The sequence below is a fragment of the Wolbachia endosymbiont (group A) of Lasioglossum fulvicorne genome (assembly GCF_964028605.1).
In the GTDB taxonomy this organism is placed as follows: Bacteria; Pseudomonadota; Alphaproteobacteria; order Rickettsiales; family Anaplasmataceae; genus Wolbachia.
The window spans coordinates 381,249-407,315 of record NZ_OZ034798.1; the positions used below are offsets into that span (position 1 = coordinate 381,249).

The 26,067-nt window shown below is 36.3% G+C and carries 18 protein-coding genes, 1 tRNA gene and 2 pseudogenes; 14 read left to right on the top strand and 7 right to left on the bottom strand.

The window, feature by feature from the left end; genetic code table 11:
* Positions 1-753 precede the first annotated feature (753 nt).
* From rpsL to ABWU71_RS02165, 12 genes are all read left to right on the top strand, one after another.
* Entirely contained in the window at positions 754-1,128 is a 375-nt protein-coding gene (gene rpsL / locus ABWU71_RS02110) for a 30S ribosomal protein S12 (protein WP_006279787.1), read from the top strand.
* A gap of 5 nt (positions 1,129-1,133) precedes the next feature.
* The gene (gene rpsG, locus ABWU71_RS02115; protein ID WP_353284681.1) at positions 1,134-1,613 is read left to right on the top strand and encodes a 30S ribosomal protein S7; all 480 of its coding nucleotides are present in this window, start codon (positions 1,134-1,136) and stop codon (positions 1,611-1,613) included.
* A 21-nt stretch (positions 1,614-1,634) separates the two neighbouring features.
* Positions 1,635-3,710 (top strand): elongation factor G, encoded by a 2,076-nt coding sequence (gene fusA, locus ABWU71_RS02120; RefSeq protein WP_353284682.1) that lies wholly within the window; start codon positions 1,635-1,637, stop codon positions 3,708-3,710.
* 11 nt (positions 3,711-3,721) lie between these two features.
* Positions 3,722-4,894: an elongation factor Tu gene (gene tuf, locus ABWU71_RS02125; protein WP_353284683.1), complete on the top strand. Its 1,173-nt coding sequence runs from the start codon at positions 3,722-3,724 to the stop codon at positions 4,892-4,894.
* A 13-nt stretch (positions 4,895-4,907) separates the two neighbouring features.
* A tRNA-Trp gene (locus ABWU71_RS02130) sits at positions 4,908-4,980 on the top strand.
* Between the two features lie 19 nt (positions 4,981-4,999).
* Positions 5,000-5,200 carry a preprotein translocase subunit SecE gene (gene secE / locus ABWU71_RS02135; RefSeq protein WP_022626186.1) on the top strand — a complete coding sequence of 67 codons (201 nt, stop codon included), beginning with the start codon at positions 5,000-5,002 and terminating at the stop codon, positions 5,198-5,200.
* Entirely contained in the window at positions 5,190-6,026 is an 837-nt protein-coding gene (gene nusG, locus ABWU71_RS02140) for a transcription termination/antitermination protein NusG (protein WP_353284872.1), read from the top strand. The genes secE and nusG overlap by 11 nt, the downstream gene beginning before the upstream one ends.
* Positions 6,027-6,028: 2 nt before the next feature.
* Positions 6,029-6,469 (top strand): 50S ribosomal protein L11, encoded by a 441-nt coding sequence (locus tag ABWU71_RS02145; RefSeq protein ID WP_265034343.1) that lies wholly within the window; start codon positions 6,029-6,031, stop codon positions 6,467-6,469.
* A 4-nt stretch (positions 6,470-6,473) separates the two neighbouring features.
* Entirely contained in the window at positions 6,474-7,127 is a 654-nt protein-coding gene (gene rplA / locus ABWU71_RS02150) for a 50S ribosomal protein L1 (protein ID WP_353284684.1), read from the top strand.
* Between the two features lie 12 nt (positions 7,128-7,139).
* Positions 7,140-7,658: a 50S ribosomal protein L10 gene (gene rplJ, locus ABWU71_RS02155; RefSeq protein ID WP_253307300.1), complete on the top strand. Its 519-nt coding sequence runs from the start codon at positions 7,140-7,142 to the stop codon at positions 7,656-7,658.
* 26 nt (positions 7,659-7,684) lie between these two features.
* The gene (rplL, locus tag ABWU71_RS02160) at positions 7,685-8,086 is read left to right on the top strand and encodes a 50S ribosomal protein L7/L12 (protein WP_353284873.1); all 402 of its coding nucleotides are present in this window, start codon (positions 7,685-7,687) and stop codon (positions 8,084-8,086) included.
* 58 nt (positions 8,087-8,144) lie between these two features.
* Positions 8,145-16,658, top strand: a complete 8,514-nt coding sequence (locus ABWU71_RS02165; RefSeq protein WP_353284685.1) for a DNA-directed RNA polymerase subunit beta/beta' — start codon at positions 8,145-8,147, stop codon at positions 16,656-16,658.
* A gap of 6 nt (positions 16,659-16,664) precedes the next feature.
* Here ABWU71_RS02165 and dusB read toward each other — a convergent pair.
* Positions 16,665-17,435: pseudogene (gene dusB / locus ABWU71_RS02170) on the bottom strand (tRNA dihydrouridine synthase DusB); the annotation flags it as partial.
* A 61-nt stretch (positions 17,436-17,496) separates the two neighbouring features.
* Between dusB and ABWU71_RS02175 the strand changes: the two are divergent.
* Positions 17,497-18,356 (top strand): IS630 family transposase gene (locus ABWU71_RS02175; protein ID WP_353284076.1). Its coding sequence is split into 2 segments (ribosomal slippage): positions 17,497-17,821 and positions 17,821-18,356, totalling 861 coding nucleotides; the frame shifts between segments, so codons are not numbered across the junction.
* A 28-nt stretch (positions 18,357-18,384) separates the two neighbouring features.
* Here the strand turns inward: ABWU71_RS02175 and ABWU71_RS02180 are convergent.
* Positions 18,385-18,963: pseudogene (locus ABWU71_RS02180) on the bottom strand (P44/Msp2 family outer membrane protein); the annotation flags it as partial.
* A gap of 79 nt (positions 18,964-19,042) precedes the next feature.
* On the opposite strand from ABWU71_RS02180, the gene ABWU71_RS02185 reads away from it, so the two are divergent.
* Positions 19,043-19,902, top strand: a protein-coding gene (locus tag ABWU71_RS02185; protein WP_353284076.1) for an IS630 family transposase whose coding sequence is annotated in 2 segments (ribosomal slippage) — positions 19,043-19,367 and positions 19,367-19,902 — 861 coding nt in all. Because the reading frame shifts where the segments join, the coding sequence is not laid out codon by codon here.
* 134 nt (positions 19,903-20,036) lie between these two features.
* Here the strand turns inward: ABWU71_RS02185 and ABWU71_RS02190 are convergent.
* The 5 genes from ABWU71_RS02190 to ABWU71_RS02210 are packed head-to-tail and all read right to left on the bottom strand — an operon-like array spanning position 20,037 to position 26,006.
* Complete coding sequence (locus tag ABWU71_RS02190; RefSeq protein ID WP_353284686.1) at positions 20,037-22,055, bottom strand: type IV secretory system conjugative DNA transfer family protein; 2,019 nt, start codon at positions 22,053-22,055, stop codon at positions 20,037-20,039.
* Positions 22,056-22,085: 30 nt separating this feature from the next.
* Complete coding sequence (virB11, locus tag ABWU71_RS02195) at positions 22,086-23,078, bottom strand: P-type DNA transfer ATPase VirB11 (RefSeq protein WP_353284687.1); 993 nt, start codon at positions 23,076-23,078, stop codon at positions 22,086-22,088.
* A 1-nt stretch (position 23,079) separates the two neighbouring features.
* Complete coding sequence (locus ABWU71_RS02200) at positions 23,080-24,522, bottom strand: TrbI/VirB10 family protein (protein WP_353284688.1); 1,443 nt, start codon at positions 24,520-24,522, stop codon at positions 23,080-23,082.
* 16 nt (positions 24,523-24,538) lie between these two features.
* Entirely contained in the window at positions 24,539-25,339 is an 801-nt protein-coding gene (virB9, locus tag ABWU71_RS02205) for a P-type conjugative transfer protein VirB9 (protein WP_265037582.1), read from the bottom strand.
* Complete coding sequence (locus tag ABWU71_RS02210) at positions 25,326-26,006, bottom strand: virB8 family protein (RefSeq protein WP_353284689.1); 681 nt, start codon at positions 26,004-26,006, stop codon at positions 25,326-25,328. Before ABWU71_RS02210 ends, virB9 begins: the two co-directional genes overlap by 14 nt.
* Between the last annotated feature and the right edge of the window lie 61 nt (positions 26,007-26,067).

Genomic DNA, 26,067 nt, shown 5'->3' on the forward strand with positions numbered 1-26,067 from the left:
GGTGAGTATAAAAGTATAGCTTCTACGTCATGCCGCCGCGAACCGTCATACCGCGATTCATTCGCGGTATCTCAGCCGCTAACACGTAGCGGAATGACGGTTGTCGTTTAGCTACAAATATTAAGAAATTTACCAAGTGAAAAAAAAGGCAAAAGAAACCCCGTGGTGGTTGGGTATTTACCATGTACTAAAATATCGGCGTTTTTTTTATTCTAAAACGCTTGATTAAGAGCGATTTAGCTGCTTTTAACTTGCAACTAACCTACACCGCAAGTGTTTAAGAAATTTACTAGGCAGGAAAAAAGGCAAAGAAACCCCGTGGTAGCTAGCATTCAAATTCTCCCTTGTCAATTTGACGTTTTTTGCTGTCTTAAACGCTTTGTAAGCGCGTTTCGGCTTATATAGGTAAAAACCTAAAAATTTTTAAAGACATGCGATGCACGTAGTGCGAAAAATTAAACATGAGACGCCAAATACCCTAAGTTTTTTGTCATTAACCTGCACAGATTGCGAAGATAAATAAATAGCTTCAGTCTCATGATAAGGGGACTGGCGAAGGGTGTCAAGCAAGTTTTTCGTTTCTACTGAATGATAGTTGTGGCTTGGGAGGTAGTGCAAGAAATCTACTGATGGCTTTCAAAGCAGTTGAGCTTAATTATTAGAGTAGTAATGTTTATTTTTATATTGACTATTGAGGTTTATTATTTTATAATTAGAAACTTAGTTATTTTAATGAGCTTGAGTTTATAACATATGCCTACGATAAATCAATTAATACGTAAGGGTAGATTAGGATTGACCCATAAGAAAAAGGTACCAGCTTTGGGAGAAAGCAACCCTCAAAGGAGAGGTGTTTGCACTAAGGTGTATACTACAACTCCTAGAAAGCCTAACTCAGCACTCCGTAAAGTAGCCAGAGTAAAAATTAGTGGGTATGGTGAAGTGACAGCTTATATACCTGGTGAAGGTCATAATTTACAAGAGCACTCTGTTGTTTTGATACGTGGTGGGCGGGTTAAAGATTTGCCAGGTGTGCGTTATCACATAATAAGAGGTGCCCTTGATCTGCGTGGTGTGCAAAATCGAAAGAAAGCTCGTTCAAAATATGGTGTAAAGAAATCTGGTTAAAGTTTATGGCTCGTCGGAATAAAGCAAAAAAAAGAGAAATAAGTCCTGATTCGCGTTATGGCAGTGTTTTGCTGATGCGTTTCATTAATACAATCATGAAATGTGGTAAAAAATCTACTGCAGAAAAGATTATCTATGACGCTTTGTCTTTAGCTGAAAAGAAAATAGGCGAAGGTGGGTTATCAATTTTTGAGACAGCAGTAGGAAATGTTACTCCTTCTATAGAAGTGCGTTCTCGACGCATTGGTGGTGCAACTTATCAAGTGCCTGTTGAAGTTCGACAAGATAGAGCGGTTTCTTTAGCGTTAAGGTGGATTGCTAAAGCAACTTCTGCTGCTCGAAAAAAGAGTGGAAAAACCACTGTTGATTGTTTGCAATCTGAAATACTGGATGCTTATAATAAACGCGGTGGTGCGTCTAAGATGTGCGAAGAAAAATATAAAATGGCTGAAGCTAATAAGGCATTTTCTCATCTTCGTTTTTAATGTTAGCTAATTAATTGTGATATGGAAATTGGGATATCTAAATACAGAAATATAGGGATAATGGCTCACATAGATGCTGGTAAGACTACCACAACAGAGCGTATTTTATTTTATACTGGTAAGCAAAATAGAATTGGTGAGGTGCACGATGGTGCAGCTTCTATGGATTGGATGGAGCAGGAAAAAGAGCGTGGTATTACAATCACATCTGCTGCAACAACATGTTTTTGGAATGATCATAGGGTCAATATAATAGACACTCCTGGTCACGTTGATTTCACTATTGAAGTTGAGAGATCTTTAAGGGTTTTGGATGGTGCAGTTGCTGTATTTGATGGAGTTGCTGGAGTTGAACCTCAATCTGAGACAGTTTGGCGTCAAGCTGATAAATATAGCGTTCCTCGTATCTGCTTTGTTAATAAGATGGATAGAATAGGGGCAAATTTTTATCGATGTGTTGATATGATAAAGGCGAAGCTTGGTGCAGCACCTTTAGTTATTCATTTACCAATAGGGAGTGAGAAAGATTTCAAAGGTATAATTGACCTTATTTCTATGAAAGCCATTATATGGCAAGAAGAAACGTTGGGCGCTAAATTTTCTTATGAAGATATTCCTTCTGATTTGCTTGATAAGGCTCAAGAATATCGAAATCTTTTATTAGATGCTGCAGCTGAGATGGATGATGAAGCGATGAATACTTACTTTGAGTCTAATGATCTACCAGTGGATTTACTGAAAAAATGCGTGAGAAATGGGACCATTAAAGGAAAATTTGTTCCTGTGTTATGTGGGTCAGCTTTTAAAAATAAAGGCGTACAACCACTTTTAGATGGTGTGGTTGACTTTTTACCTTCTCCTATTGATGTTGATGTAATTGTTGGAATTGATCCTAAAGATTCAGAAAAGAAAATTGAGGTCAAACCTTCAGAAAAAGAGAAATTTGTTGCTCTTGCATTTAAAGTGATGACGGATAAATTTGTAGGCAGCTTGACGTTTATCCGTATTTATTCTGGTAAATTAAAGTCTAAATCTACCGTTTCAAATGCGTTAAAAAACGAAACTGAAGGGATTGGCAGAATGTTACTTATGCATGCAAATAACCGAGAAGATATAACTGAGGCTAGGGCTGGAGATATAGTTGCTTTAGTTGGGCTAAAGAAAACAACCACCGGAGATACTTTATGTTCTGTTGATTTTCCTATATTATTGGAGCGTATGGAATTTCCTGAGCCCGTTATTGAAATTGCTGTGGAACCTAAAACCACTTCAGATCAGGAAAAATTAGGTATTGCTCTAAATAGGTTGGTTGCAGAAGATCCTTCTTTGAGAATGTCAGTAAATGCGGAAAGCGGCCAGACTATATTGAAAGGCATGGGTGAGCTCCATCTTGAGATTATTGTTGATAGAATGAAGCGCGAGTTTAACGTTGAGGCTAACGTCGGTGCTCCTCAGGTTGCATATCGTGAAACTATCACTAAATCTGTTGAAATTGATTACACTCATAAAAAACAATCTGGTGGAGCTGGTCAGTTTGCTAAGGTTAAAATAAAATTTGAACCTCTTGAGCCTGGTTCTGGGTTTCAATTTGAAAGTAAAATTGTAGGTGGTGCTATTCCAAAAGAGTATATTCCTGGGGTAGAAAATGGCTTGGAGTTGATAAAAGAAGGTGGTATAATTTCGGGATTTCCTTTGATTGATTTTAAGGCTACCCTTCTTGATGGTGCTTTTCATGAGGTTGATTCTAGTCCTTTAGCTTTTGAACTTGCTGCTAAAGGTGCTTTTAAAGAGATGGCAAATAAAGCTGGTCCAAAAATGCTGGAGCCTATAATGAAAGTTGAAATCATTACTCCTGAAGAATATATGGGTGATGTTATGGGTGATATAAATAGTAGAAGAGGAAATGTTGCTGATATGCTCGATTTAGGTAATAATAGTAAAATAATTACTGCTTCGGTACCTCTTGCAAATATGTTTGGTTATATCAACGTTTTGCGTTCTATGTCTCAGGGAAGGGCGCAGTATAGTATGCATTTTTCTTGTTATGAGCAAGTGCCACAATATGTGGTTGATGAGTTAAAGTTAAAGTATAATTAAGGGTAATAATTATGACAGCAATAGTGGAAGCATTTGGAAAGCCGCATGTAAATGTGGGAACAATAGGACATGTGGATCATGGGAAGACAACGTTAACAGCGGCGATAACGAAGCATTATGGAAATTTTGTAGCGTACGATCAGATAGATAAAGCGCCAGAAGAAAGGAAGAGGGGGATAACGATAGCAACAGCGCATGTTGAGTATCAGACGGAAAAAAGGCATTATGCACACGTTGATTGTCCCGGACATGCTGACTATGTAAAGAACATGATAGTAGGTGCAGCACAGATGGATGCGGCGATATTGGTAGTGTCGGGAGTTGATGGGCCAATGCCACAAACGAGAGAGCATATATTGCTGGCGAAGCAGGTGGGTGTTGGATATATCGTGGTGTATATAAATAAAGCTGATGTTGCTGATGCTGATATGATAGATTTAGTAGAAATGGAAGTGAGGGAATTGCTGAGTAAATACGGATTTCCAGGGGATGAAGTACCTGTGATAGTTGGTTCAGCACTCAAGGCGCTGGAGGATGACAGCAGCGAATATGGAAAGAAATCAATAGACAAATTGATGGAAAAGTTAGGTGAATATGTAGCGGTTCCACCAAGGCCTGTGGATTTACCATTTTTATTGCCAATCGAAGATGTATTTTCGATATCAGGGCGAGGGACGGTGGTAACAGGAAGAATAGAGAAGGGAGAGATAAAGACGGGAGAAGATATAGAGATAATAGGTCTGAAGGGGACGCAAAAGACGATATGCACAGGTGTAGAAATGTTTAAGAAGTTGCTGGATAAAGGAAGTGCAGGACTCAATGTAGGAATATTGTTAAGAGGAACAAAAAGAGAAGAAGTGGAGAGAGGGCAAGTATTAGCAAAACCTGGGACGATAAAGCCACATAGAAAGTTTAAGGCGGAGGTTTATATATTAAAGAAAGAGGAAGGAGGAAGGCATACACCATTTTTTGCGAATTACCAGCCACAGTTTTATTTAAGGACAACGGATGTAACTGGGAGCATAAAATTGCTAGATGGGAAGGAGATGGTAATGCCAGGAGATAATGTGAGTGTAGAAGTAGAATTGCAAGTACCGATAGCAATGGATAAGGGATTGCGTTTTGCGATAAGAGAAGGCGGTAGAACTGTTGGTTCTGGTGTTGTTTCTGAAATTTTGGAGTGAGAGTTTGAGTTATAGGAGTGTAGCTCAATTGGTAGAGCGCTGGTCTCCAAAACCAGAGGTTGTAGGTTCAATTCCTATCGCTCCTGCATTAATGTTGTGGTGGAAATGTTAAAAAGTTTGTGTGGTTTTTTCTGTGATATAAAGCAAGAAATACGAAGAATTGCTTGGGTAAAGAAACAGGAGGTGTTGTCATCTCTATTTGTTGTAATGATTGTTATATTATGCTTTTCGATTTTCTTCTGTTTTGTGGATTTTATGTCTCTTTACGTAATTAAGGCTTTATTTGGAATTATTTATGGAATGTGAATATAAATGGTATATCATTAAAGTTGATTATGGATATGAGCAAAACATACGCGAATTGGTAAGTAATGCTGTTTATTTTAAGGAAGTGTTTATTCCTTATCAAACGGTATGTAATTCAAAGTCTGATATAAAAGAATTATGTGAAGTGTATGTATATATGCATCTGTGTGATGAAAGCAAAAATATTTTGAATCAAACGCCTGGATTCTGCAGTGGCGAATCTGGTGATTTTGAGATGATTTCAGATGATGAGATAAGTTTAAAGTGTAAAGAATTTAATAGATATAAATGGTATATCTTGAGAGTTGCTTCCAATTGTGAAGAGAAAGTGCGCCAACGTATATTGGAAAATTCTATGAGATTGGGTGTTAATGATTACTTTAAGGAAGTTTTTATTCCATATGAAGAGCTAAGTGAAGTAGAGTTGAAATCTAAGAAAATTGCTACACGAAGGAAATGCTTTCCTGGTTATGTCTTTTTATACGTGAATTTATGCGATGAAGTATTGAATTTTATCAATAATATACCAAAATCTCTTAAGGTTTATGGATTTTTGAAAAACGGTAATATTCCAAAGGTGATTTTGGATGATGAGATTCACTCAATGTGTAATGCACTTTATAATGCTCAAGAGACAAAGAAGTTAGGTTATGGTTATGAAAAAGGTGAAAAAGTGAAAATTAATAATGGTCTTTTTCAAAATTTTACTGGTAAGGTAAATATGGTAAACGATGAGAAAAAAATTATTAATGTGGAAGTATCGATTTTAGGTAAGCCGACAATAATAGAGCTTGATCTGGCTCAAGTAGAAAAAATAGAGGATTAATTATGAGTGTTATAGTTGCTAAGATTAACTTACTTATGGAAGCTGGGAAAGCAGTTCCAGGACCGAAAATTGCTTCAGTACTTGGTCCACGTGGTATACCTGTTCCTAAGTTTTGTGAAGCTTTTAATAAAGTTACTAGCACTGCTAACGCTAATTATAAAGTAGGCGATTTAGTAACAGTGCGAATTTCCATAAAGGATGATCGCTCTCATGATTTTACTGTCAGCGGTCCGCCTGTGGCTTATTTACTTAAGCAGGAGGCTAAATTAAGTAAAAGTTCTGGTAATCCTGGTAAAGAATTAGTGGCTAAATTACCTATGTCTGCTATAATTAAAGTGGCAAAGTGCAAGATGGTTGATATGAAAGTGGATAATGAAGATTCAGCAGTGAAAATGGTTGTAGGCACTGCAAAATCTATGGGTATAGAAGTTGTGGAAGGTTAGGTAAATGAATACATATAATGATAATCCTAAGCAGTGTTTGGAAAAGATTGTTGAGTCTGCTTCAGCAAAATTTAATGAATCAGTTGATATTGCGGTCAATTTAGGCGTAGATTCACGTAAATCTGAAGAGCAGGTGCGTGGTACAGTAGTTTTGCCTAAAGGTATCGGGAAGAATATTAAAGTAGCTGTTTTCGCTCAAGATAAACATTTATTAGAAGCTGAAAAAGCTGGTGCTGATATTGCAGGAGGAGAGGATTTAGTTGAAGAAATAAAAAAAGGTAGAAAATTAGATGTTGGTTGGTGCATTACTACTCCTGATTTTATGGCAAAAATCACTCCTATTGCGAAAGTGTTGGGTGCTAAAGGGCTGATGCCTAACCCTAAATTTGGTACTGTGACTTCTAACATCGCAGAAGCTATTAAAACCATTAAGTCTGGTCAGGTAAAATTTAGAACAGATAAAAATGGTGTTATTCATGGTAAATTAGGAAATATCAAATTTGATATTGATGACTTGCTAGAAAATTTAAAAGCCTTTCTTAAAGTAATTAAAGATAATAAACCTATTTCTGCGAAAGGAATTTACTTTAAGGGTGTTTTTTTAAATTCAACTATGGGTAAAGCTTATAAGATAAGCAAAGTGGAAGATATAATTTAAGGGAGTGATACCGTGAAGCGTAAAAATAAGGATGAATTTATACAAAGCACAATAAACGTGTTTGTAAATAATGATTTCTTAATATTAGTAAATTTTAAATCTATAAATGCTAATGATTCATTAACTCTGAGGAATAGCCTGAAGTCTATAGCAGGTGGGGTATTAGTAGTTAAAAACACTCTAGCGCGCTTGGCTTTGGAGAGGACTGGTAAATTTTCTTATTTATCAGGCAAATTTTCTGGTTCTGTTGCTATTATATACTCTAGTGGCATAGTAGAAGCTGCAAAGTTAATAGTTGATTTTATTAATGCTAACAAAGAAAAAATGTCTGTGATTTGCGCGGCTCATATAAATGAATTGTTAACAGTGGAAGATGTTAATAAACTGGCTAAGTTGCCTTCTCTGGATGAATTGCGTGTTAAAATTATGCGTTTAATATCTTATGATATTCCTGCTCGATTGGCGTTGTCTATTAATTCATCTTCTATGAGGCTTATGAGAGTTTTGGATTATTATAGTTCTAAAAAATAAATTTGTTGTTAAGTAAGGTGGTAATTATGAGTAATGTAACAAGTGATTTGGTTGATAAAATATTATCTTTAAACCTATTAGAGGCTTCTGAACTTGTAAAAGTTCTAGAAGAGAAAGTAGGATTGCCTGCTGGTTCTTTTCTTGGTGGAGCTGTTGGTGCTGGGGCGCCTATTGGTGATAATGCTGCTGCTCCTGCTGCTCAAGAAAAAGCTGAGTATAAAGTTGTGATTAAAGAAATTGATGCGAGTAAAAAAATAGGAGTTATTAAAGCTGTGAGAGAGGTTAATTCTACATTGGGTTTAAAAGAAGCAAAAGAGTTGGTTGAATCTTTACCTAAAGATTTGACTGCTAATGTTCCTAAAGACGAAGCAGAAAAAATCAAGCAAAAACTTATTGAAGCAGGAGCAACTAAAGTGGAGCTTGAATAATATTTAATGTATTAATTTTATATTGATATAGCTCTTTTAATTAGTTTGGGGTATTTTAATGGTTGATTCTTCTTATATGTACGCTTCTGGTGCTTTTGTTCCTAGAGTTTCTTATTCTAGGTCGATTGATTTAAAAGATTCTTTATTGGATTTGGTTAAGGTTCAAAAAGAGTCGTATGATTCATTTACTCCTAATAATAAGGGTAATGAAAGACTTGAAGTTATCTTTCATACAATCTTTCCAATAAATGATCCTTTGCGCAGGGCTACTATTGAGTTTATAAGTTGTAGGGTAGATGATCCTAAGTATGATGAATCTGAGTGTATAAAGCGTGGTGTAACTTTTTCTGCTCAGGTTATTGCTTCTGTACGTCTTGTTGTTATGCAGGATGGTATTTCTCTTGATGAATATAAATCGATTAAAGAGAGTGGAGATCATTCTAAACTTGCAACCGTTGTAAAATCTATAGAAGAGCAGAAAGTCCACTTTTGTGGGTTGCCTATGATGACTGATAAGGGCACTTTCATCATTAATGGTGTGGAAAAAGTTATCGTTTCACAAATGCATAGGTCTCCTGGTGTATTTTTTGATAGCGATAAGGGAAAAACTTACAATTCTGGTAAATTGATCTATTCTGCTAGAATTATTCCTTATAGGGGTTCTTGGCTTGATATTGAATTTGATGTTAAAGACCATTTGTATTTTCGTGTTGATAGAAAAAGAAAATTGCCAATCTCAGTTTTATTAAAGGCGTTGGGTCTATCAAATAATGATATACTCGATAGATTTTATGAGAAAATAAAGTATGTAAAACATAAAGATGGTTGGAAAGTGCCTTTTGTTCCTGATAAATTTAAAGGAGTGAGGCTGCCTTTCGACTTAATGGATATTGAAGGTAATGTGCTGCTTAAGGCTAACGTTCGTATTACCTCAAGACTAGCTAAAAAGCTATATGATAATGAATTGAAAGAGTACCTGGTTCCTTTTAATTCTATATGTGGTTTATTCCTCGCAGAAGATTTAATGGATAGTGCTAGCTCTACGAAAATTTTATCTGCTGGTGAATCTATAAAGCTGGAAGACATAAAGAAGCTTGAGTTATTGTCTGTGGATGAAATATCAGTATTGAACATAGATAATTTGTTTGTTGGACCTTATATATTAAATACGCTTTTCTTAGATGAAAACATGTCTTATCAGGATGCACTATATGAAATGTATAGAGTTTTGCGTCCTGGTGAAGTTCCTGTTTTAGAGATAGTAGAGGAGTTTTTCCGTAATCTTTTCTTCAGTCCGGAATATTATGATTTGTCTAACATTGGTAGGTTGAAGCTTAACTCTTACCTTGGATTAAATTATGATGAGGATTTAACTGTTTTAACGCATGAAGATATTATTGAAATTGTGAAAAAAATAGTATTGTTACGTGACGGTCAAGGATCTGTAGATGATATTGATCATTTAGGAAACAGAAGAGTAAGATCAGTTGGAGAGTTTATAGAAAATCAATTTAGAACTGGGTTGTTGAAATTGGAACGCGCAATAGTTGATTCTATGTCCACTTCTAGTTTAGATAAAGTTTCTCCATCTGATTTTATTAATCCAAAAGTGTTAACTAATGTCTTAAGAGATTTCTTCAATTCTTCTCAATTATCTCAATTTATGGATCAGACTAATCCGTTATCTGAAATAACACATAAAAGAAGGTTGTCCGCGTTAGGTCCTGGCGGTTTAACAAGAGAACGGGCAGGATTTGAAGTGCGTGATGTTCATCCAACTCATTATGGAAGAATTTGCCCTATTGAGACTCCTGAAGGGCAAAATATAGGGTTAATCAACAGCTTAGCTATATACGCGCGTATTAATAAATATGGTTTTATTGAAAGCCCTTATAGAAAAGTAGTCAATAGGGTTGTTACTGATCAAATTGAGTATCTTTCTGCTATAGACGAAGGCTCACATCATATAGCTGACACTAGCGTAAAGCTTGATGAAAATAATTGCTTTGTTGATGACATGCTATACTGTAGATATGCTGGTAGCTTCGTCATGGTAAGTAGCGACCAAGTTAGTTACATTGACGTATCTCCTAAGCAGGTAATATCAGTTGCAGCTTCCTTGATTCCATTTTTAGAAAATGATGATGCTAATAGAGCATTAATGGGCTCAAATATGCAACGTCAGGCCGTACCTTTATTGAAGCCTACCGCTCCTCTGGTTGCTACTGGTATGGAGTCTTTTGTAGCTTCTGGCTCTGGTGCTGTAGTTTTAGCAAAACGCGATGGCATAGTTGATAGTTCTGATAGTAACTCTATAGTTATACGTGCTTTTGATAAAGAAAGGGTTAACTACTTGGACGTAGATATTTATCATCTAAGGAAATTTCAGCGTTCTAACCATAATACTTGTATTAATCAAAGACCGCTAGTGTGCGTAGGTGATTATGTTAAAAAGGGTGATGTAATAGCTGATGGTCCTGCAATTAACAGTGGTGAGTTGGCGCTTGGTAAAAATTTGCTAGTCGCTTTTATGTCTTGGCAAGGTTATAATTTTGAAGACTCTATTATTATTTCTAGTGAAGTTGTTAAAAAAGATCTCTTTACTTCTATTCATATAGAAGAATTTGACTGTGTTGTACATGATACCCCTTTAGGATCAGAAAAAATAACTCGTGCTATACCTGGTGTTAATGAAGAAAATCTATATCACTTGGATGGTAGTGGTATAGTGAAAATTGGTACAAGAGTTGGTCCAGGCTATATTCTGGTAGGTAAAGTTACACCTAAACCTTCTCTTTCATTGCCTCCTGAAACGAAGTTATTAATGACAATTTTTGGTGAAAAGTCATTCGATTGTGCGGATTCCTCTTTATATACATCTCCAGATGTTGAAGGGACAGTAATTGATGTACAAGTCTTTACACGCAGGGGGGTTGAAGAAAATGAAAGGGCATTACTCATCAAACAAAAAGAGATAAATGACTTTGAGGAAGAGCGAGATTATATAATCAATGTTACTAGTGAATATTTCTATGATGAACTGAAGAAACTTCTTATTAATTCTGGTTCTCAAGATCGAGAAAAATTTGACTCTATTGAACGTGAGCAATGGTGGGGTATAGGATTAAAAAACCAATCCATTTCTGAGCAAGTTAAGAGCTTAAAAAAAGATTTTGATGAAAAAGTATCACATGCAATAGCACAGTTTAAGCGAAAAGTAGAAAAATTACATGAAGGTTATGACCTGCCTCAAGGTGTGTCGATGTCAGTAAAAGTTTTCATTGCTGTGAAACATAGTCTGCAACCAGGGGATAAAATGGCTGGTAGACATGGAAATAAAGGTGTGATTTCTCGAGTTGTGCCAGTGGAAGATATGCCTTATTTGGAAGATGGTACTCCTGTTGATATTATTCTTAACCCTCTTGGTGTTCCTTCACGAATGAATGTAGGGCAAATACTGGAAACGCATGTAGGTTGGGCTTGTAGAAAATTAGGGGAAAAGGTAAGTAATATTCTCGATGAGATCAATAAGATCAAAAGTGCTTTTTGCAAGGGAATTAGGTCCCTTAACGATGATAATTTTACACAATTTGCAGTAGCATACCTTGATAATAAAAAAATTGAAAATATTGATGATGATGAAATAACGGCTTCTGTTTTAAATACACCTAATAAGAATGCACTAAATGACGAGTTGAATGAGCTAGTAGAGAACTATATGAACTCTTGTAAAAGTTCATATAGCAATTTACGTAACTTCCTGATTGAGGTTTATAGCTACGGCAGTAACGTATCTATCTGTAATGATATTCGTAATATTAGTGATAATAATCTCATTGAATTTGCACGCAAATTACGTGATGGCGTTCCTGTTGCTGCACCTGTATTTGAGGGTCCAAAAGATGAACAAATAGCAAAATTATTTGAACTTGCTGGTTTGGATAACTCTGGACAAGCTGTATTATATGACGGTTGCAGTGGTGAAAAATTCGACCGCAAGGTTACAGTTGGTTACATGTACATGCTTAAGTTGCACCACTTGGTTGATGGTAAAATTCATGCGCGTTCAGTAGGGCCTTATAGTTTGGTTACTCAACAACCTCTTGGAGGAAAATCTCATTTTGGTGGTCAGCGTTTTGGTGAAATGGAATGTTGGGCATTACAAGCCTATGGTGCTGCTTATACTTTGCAGGAAATGTTAACTGTGAAGTCTGATGATATTAATGGTAGAGTTAAGATTTACGAATCGATAATAAAAGGTGACAGTAATTTTGAATGTGGAATTCCTGAATCCTTTAATGTGATGATAAAAGAACTACGTTCTTTATGTTTAAATGTAGATTTAAAGCAGAATGATGTAGTGATTGAAGATATATCTCACACTAACATTGCACAACCTTTTAATGAGGTTAGCATATCGATTGCTAGCCCTGAAAGTATTAAGCGTATATCTTGTGGTGAGATAGAAGATGTTTCAACTGCAAATTATCGTACGTTCAAAGTTGAGAAAGGTGGACTATTTTGCCCTAAGGTTTTTGGCCCTGTCAATGACGATGAATGTTTATGTGGAAAATACAAAAAAAGAAGACACAGAGGTCGCATATGCGAAAAATGCGGAGTAGAAGTTACATCTTCTAAAGTAAGAAGAGAAAGGATGGGTCATATAGAGCTTGCATCTCCTGTTGCTCATATATGGTTTTTGAAATCGCTTCCTTCAAGAATTGGAGCATTATTGGATATGTCTCTCAGAGATATTGAGAATATTTTATATAGCGATAATTATATCGTAATAGATCCTCTTGTTTCGCCTTTTGAAAAAGGTGAGATTATTAGTGAAAAAGCTTATAATGAAGCTAAAGATAGCTATGGGATCGATAGTTTTGTAGCTATGCAAGGTGTTGAAGCTATAAGAGAGTTGCTAACGCGCCTTGATTTACATGAAATTAGGAAGGATTTAAGACTAGAATTAGAATCTGTTGCTTCTGAGATAAGAAGAAAGAAAATTATAAAGAGATTGCGTATTGTTGAAAACTTCATTAAATCTGGAAATAGGCCTGAGTGGATGATACTTACAACTATACCTATTTTACCACCTGACTTGCGTCCTTTGGTATCGCTTGAGAGTGGTCGTCCTGCAGTTTCTGATCTGAATCATCATTATAGGACTATTATTAATAGAAATAACAGGTTGAGGAAATTGTTGAGCTTAAATCCTCCTGAGATTATGATTCGTAATGAAAAAAGGATGTTACAAGAAGCAGTTGATTCTCTTTTTGATAATAGTCGTCGTAATACTTTGGTAAATAAAGCTGGTGCTGTTGGATATAAAAAGTCCATTAGTGATATGTTAAAAGGAAAACAGGGTCGTTTTCGCCAGAACCTCTTAGGAAAAAGGGTAGACTACTCTGGACGTTCTGTAATAGTTGTTGGTCCAACTTTGAAACTAAATCAGTGTGGATTACCAAAAAGAATGGCTCTTGAACTATTCAAACCTTTTGTTTACTCAAAGCTTAAGATGTATGGTATGGCTCCAACTATTAAGTTTGCTAGTAAGTTGATAAGGGCAGAAAAACCAGAAGTTTGGGATATGCTTGAAGAGGTAATGAAAGAGCATCCTGTTTTGTTGAATAGAGCGCCTACGCTACATAGACTTGGTATTCAGGCTTTTGAGCCAATCCTTATTGAAGGCAAAGCAATACAGCTTCATCCGCTTGTCTGTACGGCGTTTAATGCTGATTTTGATGGTGATCAAATGGCAGTGCATGTGCCAATTTCATTGGAAGCTCAGCTTGAAGCTAGGGTGTTGATGATGTCCACTAATAACGTTTTAAGTCCTTCTAATGGCAGACCGATTATAGTTCCTAGTAAAGATATAGTACTTGGTATATATTATCTGACTTTACAAGAACCTAAGGAAGATAATTTACCATCTTTTGGTGCTTTTTGTGAAGTTGAGCATTCCTTGAGTGATGGTACTTTACATATTCATTCTAGTATAAAGTATAGGATGGAGTATATTAATAGCAGCGGTGAAACTCACTATAAAACTGTTTGTACAACTCCTGGCCGTTTAATATTATGGCAGATTTTTCCTAAGCATGAGAATCTAAGCTTCGATCTAATAAATCAGATATTAACAGTCAAGGAAATAACTGGTATAGTTGATTTAGTATATCGTAACTGTGGTCAAAGTGCTACAGTGGCATTTTCTGATAAATTAATGGTACTTGGCTTTGAGTATGCCACATTTTCTGGTATTTCTTTTGGTCGTTGTGATATGGTTATACCTGAAACTAAAGCTACACATGTTGATCACGCGAGGGGTGAAATTAAGAAATTCTCTATGCAATATCAAGATGGGCTAATAACTGGAAGTGAGAGGTATAACAAGGTTATAGATGAATGGTCTAAGTGTACGGATATGATAGCTAATGATATGTTAAAAGCAATATCTATATATGATGGAAATAGTAAGTACAACTCAGTGTATATGATGGTTAACTCTGGTGCAAGGGGTTCTACTTCACAGATGAAACAGCTAGCAGGAATGCGAGGGCTCATGACCAAACCTTCTGGTGAGATTATAGAAACACCTATAATTTCTAATTTCCGTGAAGGATTGAACGTATTTGAATACTTTAATTCTACTCACGGTGCGCGTAAAGGTTTAGCTGACACTGCACTTAAAACTGCAAACTCTGGATACTTAACTCGTCGTTTAGTTGATGTATCTCAAAATTGCATAGTTACAAAGCATGACTGTAAAACAAAAAATGGTCTTGTTGTGAGAGCTACAGTTGAAGGAAGTACTATAGTTACATCTCTAGAGAGTGTTGTGCTGGGTAGAACAGCTGCAAATGATATATATAACCCAGTGACAAAAGAATTATTAGTAAAGGCAGGGGAATTAATTGATGAGGATAAAGTAAAGCAAATCAGCATTGCAGGTCTTGATGCTGTAAAAATTAGATCGCCTTTAACTTGTGAAATAAGTCCTGGTGTATGTTCTTTATGTTATGGAAGAGACCTTGCAACTGGTAAAATTGTTTCAATAGGTGAAGCAGTTGGTGTTATAGCTGCTCAATCTGTTGGAGAGCCAGGTACTCAGTTAACGATGCGTACTTTCCATATAGGTGGAGTAATGACTAGAGGCGTTGAATCCTCGAATATTATAGCTTCTATTAATGCTAAAATAAAGTTAAACAATAGTAATATAATTATAGATAGAAACGGAAATAAAATTGTGATAAGCCGTTCCTGTGAAGTCGTGTTGATTGATAGCCTTGGTAGTGAGAAGTTGAAGCACAGTGTACCTTACGGCGCTAAGCTTTATGTAGATGAGAGTGGGTCAGTAAAAATTGGCGATAAAGTTGCGGAATGGGATCCTTATACATTGCCTATTATTACGGAGAAGACTGGTACAGTGTCTTATCAGGACTTAAAAGATGGAATTTCGATCACTGAAGTGATGGATGAATCTACAGGAATATCAAGCAAAGTAGTAAAAGACTGGAAATTGCATTCTGGTGGAGCTAATTTACGTCCTCGTATTGTGCTGCTTGATGATAATGGTAAAGTAATGACACTCGCAAGTGGCGCTGAAGCATGTTATTTTATACCAATCGGTGCAGTGCTCAATGTACAAGATGGCCAGAAGGTTCATGCAGGTGATGTTATTACAAGAACACCAAGAGAGTCAGTTAAAACTCGTGATATTACTGGTGGTTTACCGAGGGTTATAGAGTTATTTGAAGCACGTCGTCCTAAAGAGCATGCTATTGTTAGTGAGATAGATGGCTATGTAGCGTTTTCTGAAAAAGACCGTAGAGGAAAACGCAGTATATTAATTAAACCTGTAGATGAACAAATTTCTCCAGTTGAATATTTGGTATCAAGAAGTAAGCATGTAATAGTCAATGAAGGTGATTTTGTACGTAAAGGTGATCTATTGATGGATGGTGACCCTGATCTCCATGATATTTTACGTGTGCTTGGGTTAGAAGCTTTAGCGCACTATATGATTTCTGAAATACAGCAAGTTTATAGATTGCAGGGTGTTCGTATAGATAATAAGCATTTAGAGGTGATCTTAAAACAAATGCTACAAAAAGTGGAAATTACTGATCCTGGTGATACTATGTACTTGGTTGGCGAAAGCATTGACAAGCTGGAAGTTGATAGGGAAAATGATGCTATGAGTAACTCTGGCAAACGGCCTACTCATTATCTTCCTATTCTGCAGGGGATTACTAGGGCAAGTCTTGAAACTAGCTCCTTTATTTCTGCTGCCTCTTTCCAAGAGACAACAAAAGTACTTACAGAAGCAGCATTCTGCGGGAAGAGTGATCCTTTAAGTGGATTAAAAGAAAATGTTATAGTAGGAAGATTAATTCCTGCTGGTACAGGTTTGATTATGAATAAGATCAGAGCACTTTCACTTTGTGATAATGTGGATAAATATGAAAAATATTTTGATATTGAAACTTATGACGAGGAATGGTTGATGGATAATGGTTGTCATTTACACTCTGGTGAGGAAGAGAGCGTAGTGGCATATGATCAGTCGAATTGAGTACAGCTAGTGTGTCTTTTGACCAAAAAAGCCAACAATATTTTCTTTCACTTCTGTGCTATCTGTCATGTTATTTACTCTCACACGAAATTCAGATGAGCCTTGAAGCCCGCTGCTGTACCAACCTATGTGTTTGCGGGCCATCTTTATTCCTGTGTCATTTCCATAGTACTCAAGAATACTGTCGTAATGCTCGAGTATGATGCTTAATCTCTCTGAAGCTGTTGGTTCAGAAGTTTCACTTCCACTGAGAAAGTTCATTGCTTGATTAATCAGCCAAGGTTTACCGTAGGCACCACGACCTATCATCACTCCGTCTGCTCCAGATTCTTTGAGAGCATTCTGAATATCATTTAAATTTTTAATATCACCATTCACTATAACTGGGATTTTCACTTGCTCTTTAACATTTCTAACGAATTTCCAATCTGCTTGACCATTATAAAGCTGCGCTCTTGTTCTTCCATGCACAGTGATCATTTTTGCTCCAAGATCCTCTGCAATTTTTGCTAAACGCGGAGCATTGCGATTTTCATCGTTCCATCCAGTGCGCATTTTCACCGTAACTGGCACATTCACTGCTTTGACTACGGCCTCAATTATCTCAGCGGCTTTTTTCTCATCACGCATTAGTGCTGATCCTGCATAACCGTTTACAACTTTTTTAACAGGGCAACCAAAGTTTATGTATATAATTTTTGCTCCCATGTCCTCGTTTAATTTTGCAGCCTCCGCCATAACATCTGGCTCACACCCAGCAAGCTGCACAGCAGTTATAGCTCTTTTCATAGAAGTCCGGATGTGATAAGATAAGGATAGACGATGATAAGGAGGTTGAGTGCCAGCAGCATATAGTTATGACTTAAGGAAAAAAGCAATGGAAGCGCTAGAGGAGGGAGGAAGCAGAGAAACAGTGGCAGCAAGATTTAAAATTGGACGAACTACTTTATGGGAGTGGCAGCAAAGAAGAAAAGAAACAGGAGACTTTCAATCAAAAAAACTTGGAAATGGAGGTTACAATCACAAAATCACCGACTGGGATGCCTTTGCTAAATTTGCCAGAGAAAACGGAGGAAAGACTCTGTCGGAAATGGCTAAACTTTGGGGCAACGTTAGTATCCAAACGATCCACCGAGCTCTCAGAAAAATTGGATTTACGCGCAAAAAAAGACATATGGATACAAGGAAAGAAACGAAGAAAAACGTGCTGAATTCTTAAAAATTATAGCAACAAAAGAACCAGAAAACTTAGTTTATATAGATGAGTCTGGCATTGATAACACAGAGGACTATCCATATGGGTATTGCCAGAAAGGACAGCGGTTTTATGGCCTAAAATCTGGAAAGAAAACTCAACGAATCAGTATGGTTGCAGCCTTAAGTAGAAGAAAGATAGTTGCTCCATTAACCTTTGAAGGCCACTGTAATATGGATGTTTTTAATGGATGGTTTGAGCAATTTTTGACACCGATCTTGGAACCTGGACAGACTGTCATTCTTGACAATGCTACTTTTCATAAGTCTGGTAAGATTATCGAGCTTGCTAGAGGAGTTGGTGCAGAAATTTTGTATCTGCCGCCGTATTCTCCAGATTTCAACAAAATTGAGCATCATTGGTTTGCTATAAAAAACAGAGCTAGGAAAAACATTCCTCTATTCGAATCCTTTCGTCGTGCTGTTGATTCTGCCTTCCTATGACCTGTTCGGACTATTATGAGAAATGCTATAATTGACCTGCGGGTCTTATTGACGATTTTTCAAACATTGTCATTCTTGTTGCACCGACTCCAACCCCAACATAAGGAGAAAAAGAGAAACGGTCACTTTTCCAATGATGATAAACATTTGCCATTACAGATATGTTCTCAATTTGGTCATGATTAATAATTGATCTATATTTATCGCTGCCTTCTGTGTACGATATTGTCATCTGGCCGCGTGTTAAACCAATATTATCCACTTTTACAGAAGAATACATTCCTTCCAATTCAGCTCTGTAGCTATTGCCATTCAATTCCCCTGTATAACCAAGTGCCACATTTGCAGCAAAAGGTGGATTATAATCTCCTTTATACTTACTTAGTGACTGACCTTCTGTTTTCTGAGCATCCCTGTCATTTATAGATACCTTATTGGCAGCTGTAGCAGCAGTATCTCCAATTTTTGCTTTCAACTCACCCGTGTAATTTAAAAATTGACCGTAATACCCACTACCAAAGTAAAATCCTTCTGTTTCACTCGCAAAAGATTGTTGTGACAACAATAAAGCAAGTGCTGTAACCGCTAATGTTTTTTTACTAATCATTACTACTCCCCTAGTTATAGCTCTTTTCATAGAAGTCCGGATGTGATAAGATAAGGATAGACGATGATAAGGAGGTTGAGTGCCAGCAGCATATAGTTATGACTTAAGGAAAAAAGCAATGGAAGCGCTAGAGGAGGGAGGAAGCAGAGAAACAGTGGCAGCAAGATTTAAAATTGGACGAACTACTTTATGGGAGTGGCAGCAAAGAAGAAAAGAAACAGGAGACTTTCAATCAAAAAAACTTGGAAATGGAGGTTACAATCACAAAATCACCGACTGGGATGCCTTTGCTAAATTTGCCAGAGAAAACGGAGGAAAGACTCTGTCGGAAATGGCTAAACTTTGGGGCAACGTTAGTATCCAAACGATCCACCGAGCTCTCAGAAAAATTGGATTTACGCGCAAAAAAAGACATATGGATACAAGGAAAGAAACGAAGAAAAACGTGCTGAATTCTTAAAAATTATAGCAACAAAAGAACCAGAAAACTTAGTTTATATAGATGAGTCTGGCATTGATAACACAGAGGACTATCCATATGGGTATTGCCAGAAAGGACAGCGGTTTTATGGCCTAAAATCTGGAAAGAAAACTCAACGAATCAGTATGGTTGCAGCCTTAAGTAGAAGAAAGATAGTTGCTCCATTAACCTTTGAAGGCCACTGTAATATGGATGTTTTTAATGGATGGTTTGAGCAATTTTTGACACCGATCTTGGAACCTGGACAGACTGTCATTCTTGACAATGCTACTTTTCATAAGTCTGGTAAGATTATCGAGCTTGCTAGAGGAGTTGGTGCAGAAATTTTGTATCTGCCGCCGTATTCTCCAGATTTCAACAAAATTGAGCATCATTGGTTTGCTATAAAAAACAGAGCTAGGAAAAACATTCCTCTATTCGAATCCTTTCGTCGTGCTGTTGATTCTGCCTTCCTATGACCTGTTCGGACTATTATGAGAAATGCTATAAAATAGCTAATCTAATACTAATTAATTAAAAATGGCTTAATATGAAAAACCTAATTATTTGCATAACTTGCACTTTTCCGAGCTAAAAATAGGCAAAATTAACCTTACTTCTCGTCATTTTTTAATTTATCGTCAATATCCTCATCTTCAAATTCATCCTCCTCTTCTTCGTCATCAAACCCATCATCACTCCTATCCTCATCATCAAACCCGTCATCATCATCTTCAAACTTATCGTCGATATCTTCATCATCAATATCTTCGTCTGCAAATTCATCTGATTCATCATACACTGCATCTTCTGTTTTAGTTTCAGCAGGATAATCAACTGAATTAGGTCCCTCAAGAGCATTATTCCCTTCGTTATTAACCTTATCTTTGCTCGCAGCGGCAGAAAGAACTTTGTTTGGGTCATATGGTTCTTGTGTAGGCACACGAGTTTGTTTGAGCAGCCTTCTTGTGAAGGTGGTATCACTGTAGTACAAAATTTTCTTTGATTTAATTGGGTAAGTCGACTCTATTAAAATTATCTGATCGTCACGTGGCAACATAATAACTTCTTGAGGCAATAGCAATGCTCTCTGTATTTCAGAGATATGTAATGACCTTGAAGCAGGATTTAAATCTAAAAATTTAGGCTTATTCAACGATTCTTGTTGTACAGTTTTGTTTCCTATAAGTTGCGATATTAAATTAGCTGTTTCAATATTATTGGCTGCAAAAGTTATTCTGTAAGTCGAGTTTGACAAAAAGGAGTTCATCCCTGCTTCTTCGTATATTCCTTTGAGCTGCTCAGTATCTTGAACAATTAAGAATAACCTAACTCGATAACCACGAAAATATGCAATACCTGTTTGAAATTGCTCCATTTTTCCAAGCGTAGGAAACTCATCCATTAAAAACAATACACCATAAGGCTCATCATCCGATGGCAATTTTCTACATAAAAACTCAGTTGCCTGTTGGTAAAAAACCTGCATTAAAGGCCTGAGCCTAGTCAAGTTGTCAGGAGTTAAACCAACATAAACTGTAATTTTCTTCTTTTTAAAATCTAGAATATTAAAATCACTTGACGCAGTTGCAGTATCAATCAATGGGTTTGCCCACAATTCAAGTGATGAGTTCATGGTTGATACAACACCTGACCTTTCTTTATCAGCTTTTTGTAAAAAAGCTGCAATATTCATATATGCTACAGGGTGTAGTATTTTACCCATTGTATCAAGAGCAACAGCAAGATTATAAACTACATCATCACTACGCATCGTACGCACAACTTCACCAAAAGATTTAACTTTCTCTGGTGCAGCAAGTAAGTATAATACCACTCCAACAAATAAGCTTCTTGCTTCATTCTGCCAAAAGTCTTGTTCAGGCATGATTAGGTTAGCTATTTTCTGCACATCGTCAACCATCTGCCCAGGTTTTTCACTAATCCATTGTAATGGATTGTAACAGTGACTTATTCCATCTGGCTGCGCTGGATTCCATACGTATACTTTTTGTCCTTGTCGTTCTCGCCAACCACTTGTTATTTCATAGTTTTCTAATTTTATGTCGTGTACAATTACCGAGTCAGTCCAAAATAATAAATTAGGAATTACAAAGCCAACACCCTTACCAGAACCTGTAGGTGCAAATAACAATGCATGCTGAAACCCATCAGAAATGAAGTATCCTCTTTTATCTTTACCAAGCAATAATCCCTTTTTGCTTCTTAATCCTGCTTTTCGTATGTCTTTCTCTGATGCCCACTGCGAATCTCCATGAAGTGATTCTTTCTTTTTAAATGGTCGCCACTCAATTATCCTTTCTCTTAAATTCCACAAAATAATCATTAAAACAATGATAGGCAGTGCAAAAGATATAATTAATGTGATTTTGAGCTCAAGGCTATATAACTCTGGATGATGCCAACAATATTGTATATGATCAAAAATCGTTGGCCAAAGAGCTTGAGGGAAAGGCGTCAAACTAGGATTAATTGCCTTAAAATCCACAGCATCCGGACCATCAGCAAACAGAACAAACAATATACCAGATAGATAGAAGCAAAACTCAAGTACGCTAAAAGCTACTACACCTCCTATGAGAATATTACGTAGGTGATTTCCATTACTCATAAACTACTCTTCCTTAACTTATGTATAAATTTAAGCATTTTCGCTCGCAGATCTAGTAAATAATATCTCAGAAATGCTTCTTTTGCCCCCACCGGTTCTTTTTAGCTGAATAACAATATCAATCACATTTCTAATGTATGGTATAATTTGGTCTGGAGGAATGCCAAGATTTGCCTGCATAACCATCAATTTTATTTGCTCAAGGGCCATTGTTGGACTATCCGCATGAAGGGTTGATATTGATCCAGGGTGACCAGTATTTATCGCCCTAAGAAAACTAAAAGCTTCCGCTCCACGGAGCTCACCAACTATTATTCTGTCTGGTCTTAAACGTAAGCACGCTTCTATCAAATCTTGAGTGGTTACTTTTGCTCTGCCCTGCCCTCCTTTAGAGGCAATTAGATGGACTTTATTGGGATGATCGTTCAAAACGATTTCCCTTGCATCCTCAACAGTAATAATTCTTTCCTCAGCTGGAATAGCACGCAAAGTAGCATTAGTAAAAGTAGTCTTACCAGTGGAAGTTCCACCACTAATTATAATATTTTTCTTACTTATTACAGCGTATTCTAAAAACTCTTTTATTTTTTTTTGCCTTAACAGTAAATCCAAATGATGGTCAACTGGATTATCAGTTGCTTCTGTAACAGTTTCAGAAAAAGCCCCCATTTTTTCGTAATCATCGAGTGCTAACTGCATGCTAGAAGGCTTACGAATCGACATGACTACTTTATCAGGTTCACATGCTGGCGGAAATACTATCTGTATACGATAACCATTTGGTAATGTTGCCGAAAGTAAAGGTGCTTCTTCGCTAAGTTTTTGTTCTGTAGCTTGAGCAATCAGTCTGCCAAGAGATTTCAAATGGTTAAGATCGAATACTTCTAATTTTTCACACCTTATTTCACCGCGATTTTCAATCCATACTTCCTTTGGCTTATTTATTGATATTTCATTTACGCCTTCTTCTTGAAATATGCCTTGTAATGGCTCCAAATATGTATCAAGTGCAGCATAGTTCATTTCATTGATTTAATATTGCCTGTGGAGGAAATACTATATCTTGGTTAACAAATACTTTCAATGCAGTGCCTTGATCAACATAAATAGTTGGTTTTTTATCTGTATATCTGCCCACTACATCCCGCATATCTTTGGAAAAATCCTCGATTGATTTCCCGATTGCTTCATCATAAACAGACTTGCTTCCTCTTTGAATTTGTTCTAACAGTTGATTTACAATTTCCAGGCTTATATCTACCTTGTCTTCTTCAATTCCTAGTGCTTTTGCTATTTCCTCTTTCATTATTTTTAGTAAATCTTGTCTGCTTTTGGCACTCCGAATCCTTCCGATAGCCCCAAGGCCTAATTTCCATTTGTCACTAGATATCTTCCTTTCTGGGTCAATAATGAGTTGGAGAGAAGAAAAATCTATTTCGGTTGCAGTGATAGACTTTACTGCATCTCTGACAGTTAGCGTATCAACAAGATTAGAAGCCTTTTGCCCTATAACAGCCGAACCAATCGAAACACCAGCAAGTGTCACTGAAGAGAATAACGCACTTACTATTTTGTTATCAACTATTCCTGCTATTCCTGCTCTACCAAGCTCGTCAGTACTAAGTGATGAGATAGCAATATCTATTCCATGTGGCATAATCACTCTGTTCCAGTTTATATTTACACGAGATTTAGCAACATTCGAGTCAAATGAATAACTGCCTATCAATCTTGAGCCTTTAGGTATTAAAACTGTATCACCAGTTTCTGCATAAACATCTCTACTCACCATAGCACGCAGCATTCCTTGCAGATCAGAGTTTATTGCAGTTTCAAGAACAGCATCAATAATTTTACCTTGAGTAATCATTAAACCAAGCTTTCCTACCCTGGTAGCTTTGCTCGATTGTGCTGAAGTGTTGGATAAAGTAGCATCAGCAGCCTTGTTCTCTCCACTACCACCTGAAATTGTCAACATCTGTGCACTACGTCTGTCTCTAGGATAACCTCCCCCCCCTATTGTAGGAAACGAGGTAGGTAAATTGCCCATAACATTACTAGAAGGAAAATTTTGCTTTGGCAAAGTAGGTATATTTGACACAGGAGTTTCTTTTGGTTTCTCTTCTTCTTTTCTAATTTGTTTTATTTCTGGTATGATTGGTGGTGTAGGAAGAGGAGGTAAGGGTGGTAAGGGATCAGTTATTATTCTTTCAGGAACCATTACATTATCTGGAACTTGTTCCAACTTTCCTTTCAATTCTTGAACGTTTTGCTTTGTTTCCTCTTTTTTAATAACTTCTAAACCCTCTTTAGGAGAAGGACTAAAATAGAGATAATACACTCCACCAGCCAGAAGCACTAAAATAATGACCATCAATGCCCTATGACCTTGATTAGAGCCAACTGTTACTACCTTATTCTCTATTTCTGATTCATCTTCTGAATTGTTACGCCTTTCTTTATTCATATTGCATGTACCACAGCTAAAGTGACCTATTTATAATTTCAACTTCACCATCTTCATAACGCATAAATAGCTTTTTATGTACTCCTTTTATTATAACATAATCATCAAATAACAGCCTTTTACAAGGTTTATCCTCCCCTTCTACAAAAACCTGAGGTATTTTATTATTATTTCTAAATTTTAAATAGGTTAAATAACCATCATCAAATAACTCAATCGGAACTATATCCGCATTACCACCTTCATCAATATATGTATAATTGTACTTCGTATCATTTTCTTGTATTATTTTTTCTAGCTTGTCTGCAGTATATTGCATTTGAGTAGGTAAAGAAACCTCATCTAAATCAACATCAAATTCACCTTCTTCTTGAGGATAATAAAAACGTACTACGTAAGATATATCCTTTTCAGCAGAATAATCGTGATCTACTTTCTTAGCATCAGTATCCGGGTATTTATCGTAGTTTGGCCTTGAGATTAAATCAAAAATGTAATTTCTTTTTTTAGTTGTCGTAATAATCATGTTAGTGCGACTACTAACTTCAAATGGCATGATAAGCAATTTATTGTCATAAGGATTAATTTTCCAACTTGATGCATCACCAACAGCGATATTTTTAACTTTTTCTCCTTCCGCAAATTCAATATAAGAATAGTAACCCTGACTAAAAACCACCGTAAATACTTCATTAGGGCTATACACAAAAGTCTTTATTCTACTATCTATAGAAATAGGCTCATTATAATTAATGGATGCGTTTAAATTGCCACTTACAAGTAAAGCTAAAACTAATAATATCCTATACATATTCATCATCTACTCTATATGAAATAACTTGAAATCCTAATGGGTTAATATATCTTTGCTGATCATCCATTTCAAGCGATGCATATCTATATGACATAATAACTATCTTATTTTTTCTCGTGGAACTTCCATCTTTCCGTATAAATTCCACAAAAAATCTCACCTGAAGAGCATCGTTACCCAATTTTTGAATTGAGCGAATTTTAAATTCACTTTTGGTACCTGAATATAAATTAAAAAGATCATCCATATTCTGCGATCCTACATAATTTCTAAATTCATTATACACATTAGGTGAGGAAAACAACCTCACCTTTGTATAATAGTTATAATTATAATGATATGGATCAAAAACCTCTCTTGCTTTTATATACTCTGAAATAAAATAATCGTTTAGCGCTTCATCTGCAGAATACTGTTTTACTGTGACAGGATCAACCAATTGCACTATTCCTGATTTCTTGTCAATTTCTATAACAAATGGCTCAATAGTGCTACTTGTGCTAATTTTAAATATGACTAATATGCTGATAGAGATCGTTGCTAATAATATTAATGCAAATAAAAGTAGAATATTTCTTTGAGCAATAACTGTGCTGTAGCGGGTTGAATTCCAATTTATATCCTTATCTAAGGATTCAGTATTTTTTTCTCGCTTAAAAAATCTTAGCATTTTAGTATTCCTAAAAATCTTAACTTATGTTAATAAACATAGCAAATTAACAAAGTAGTTA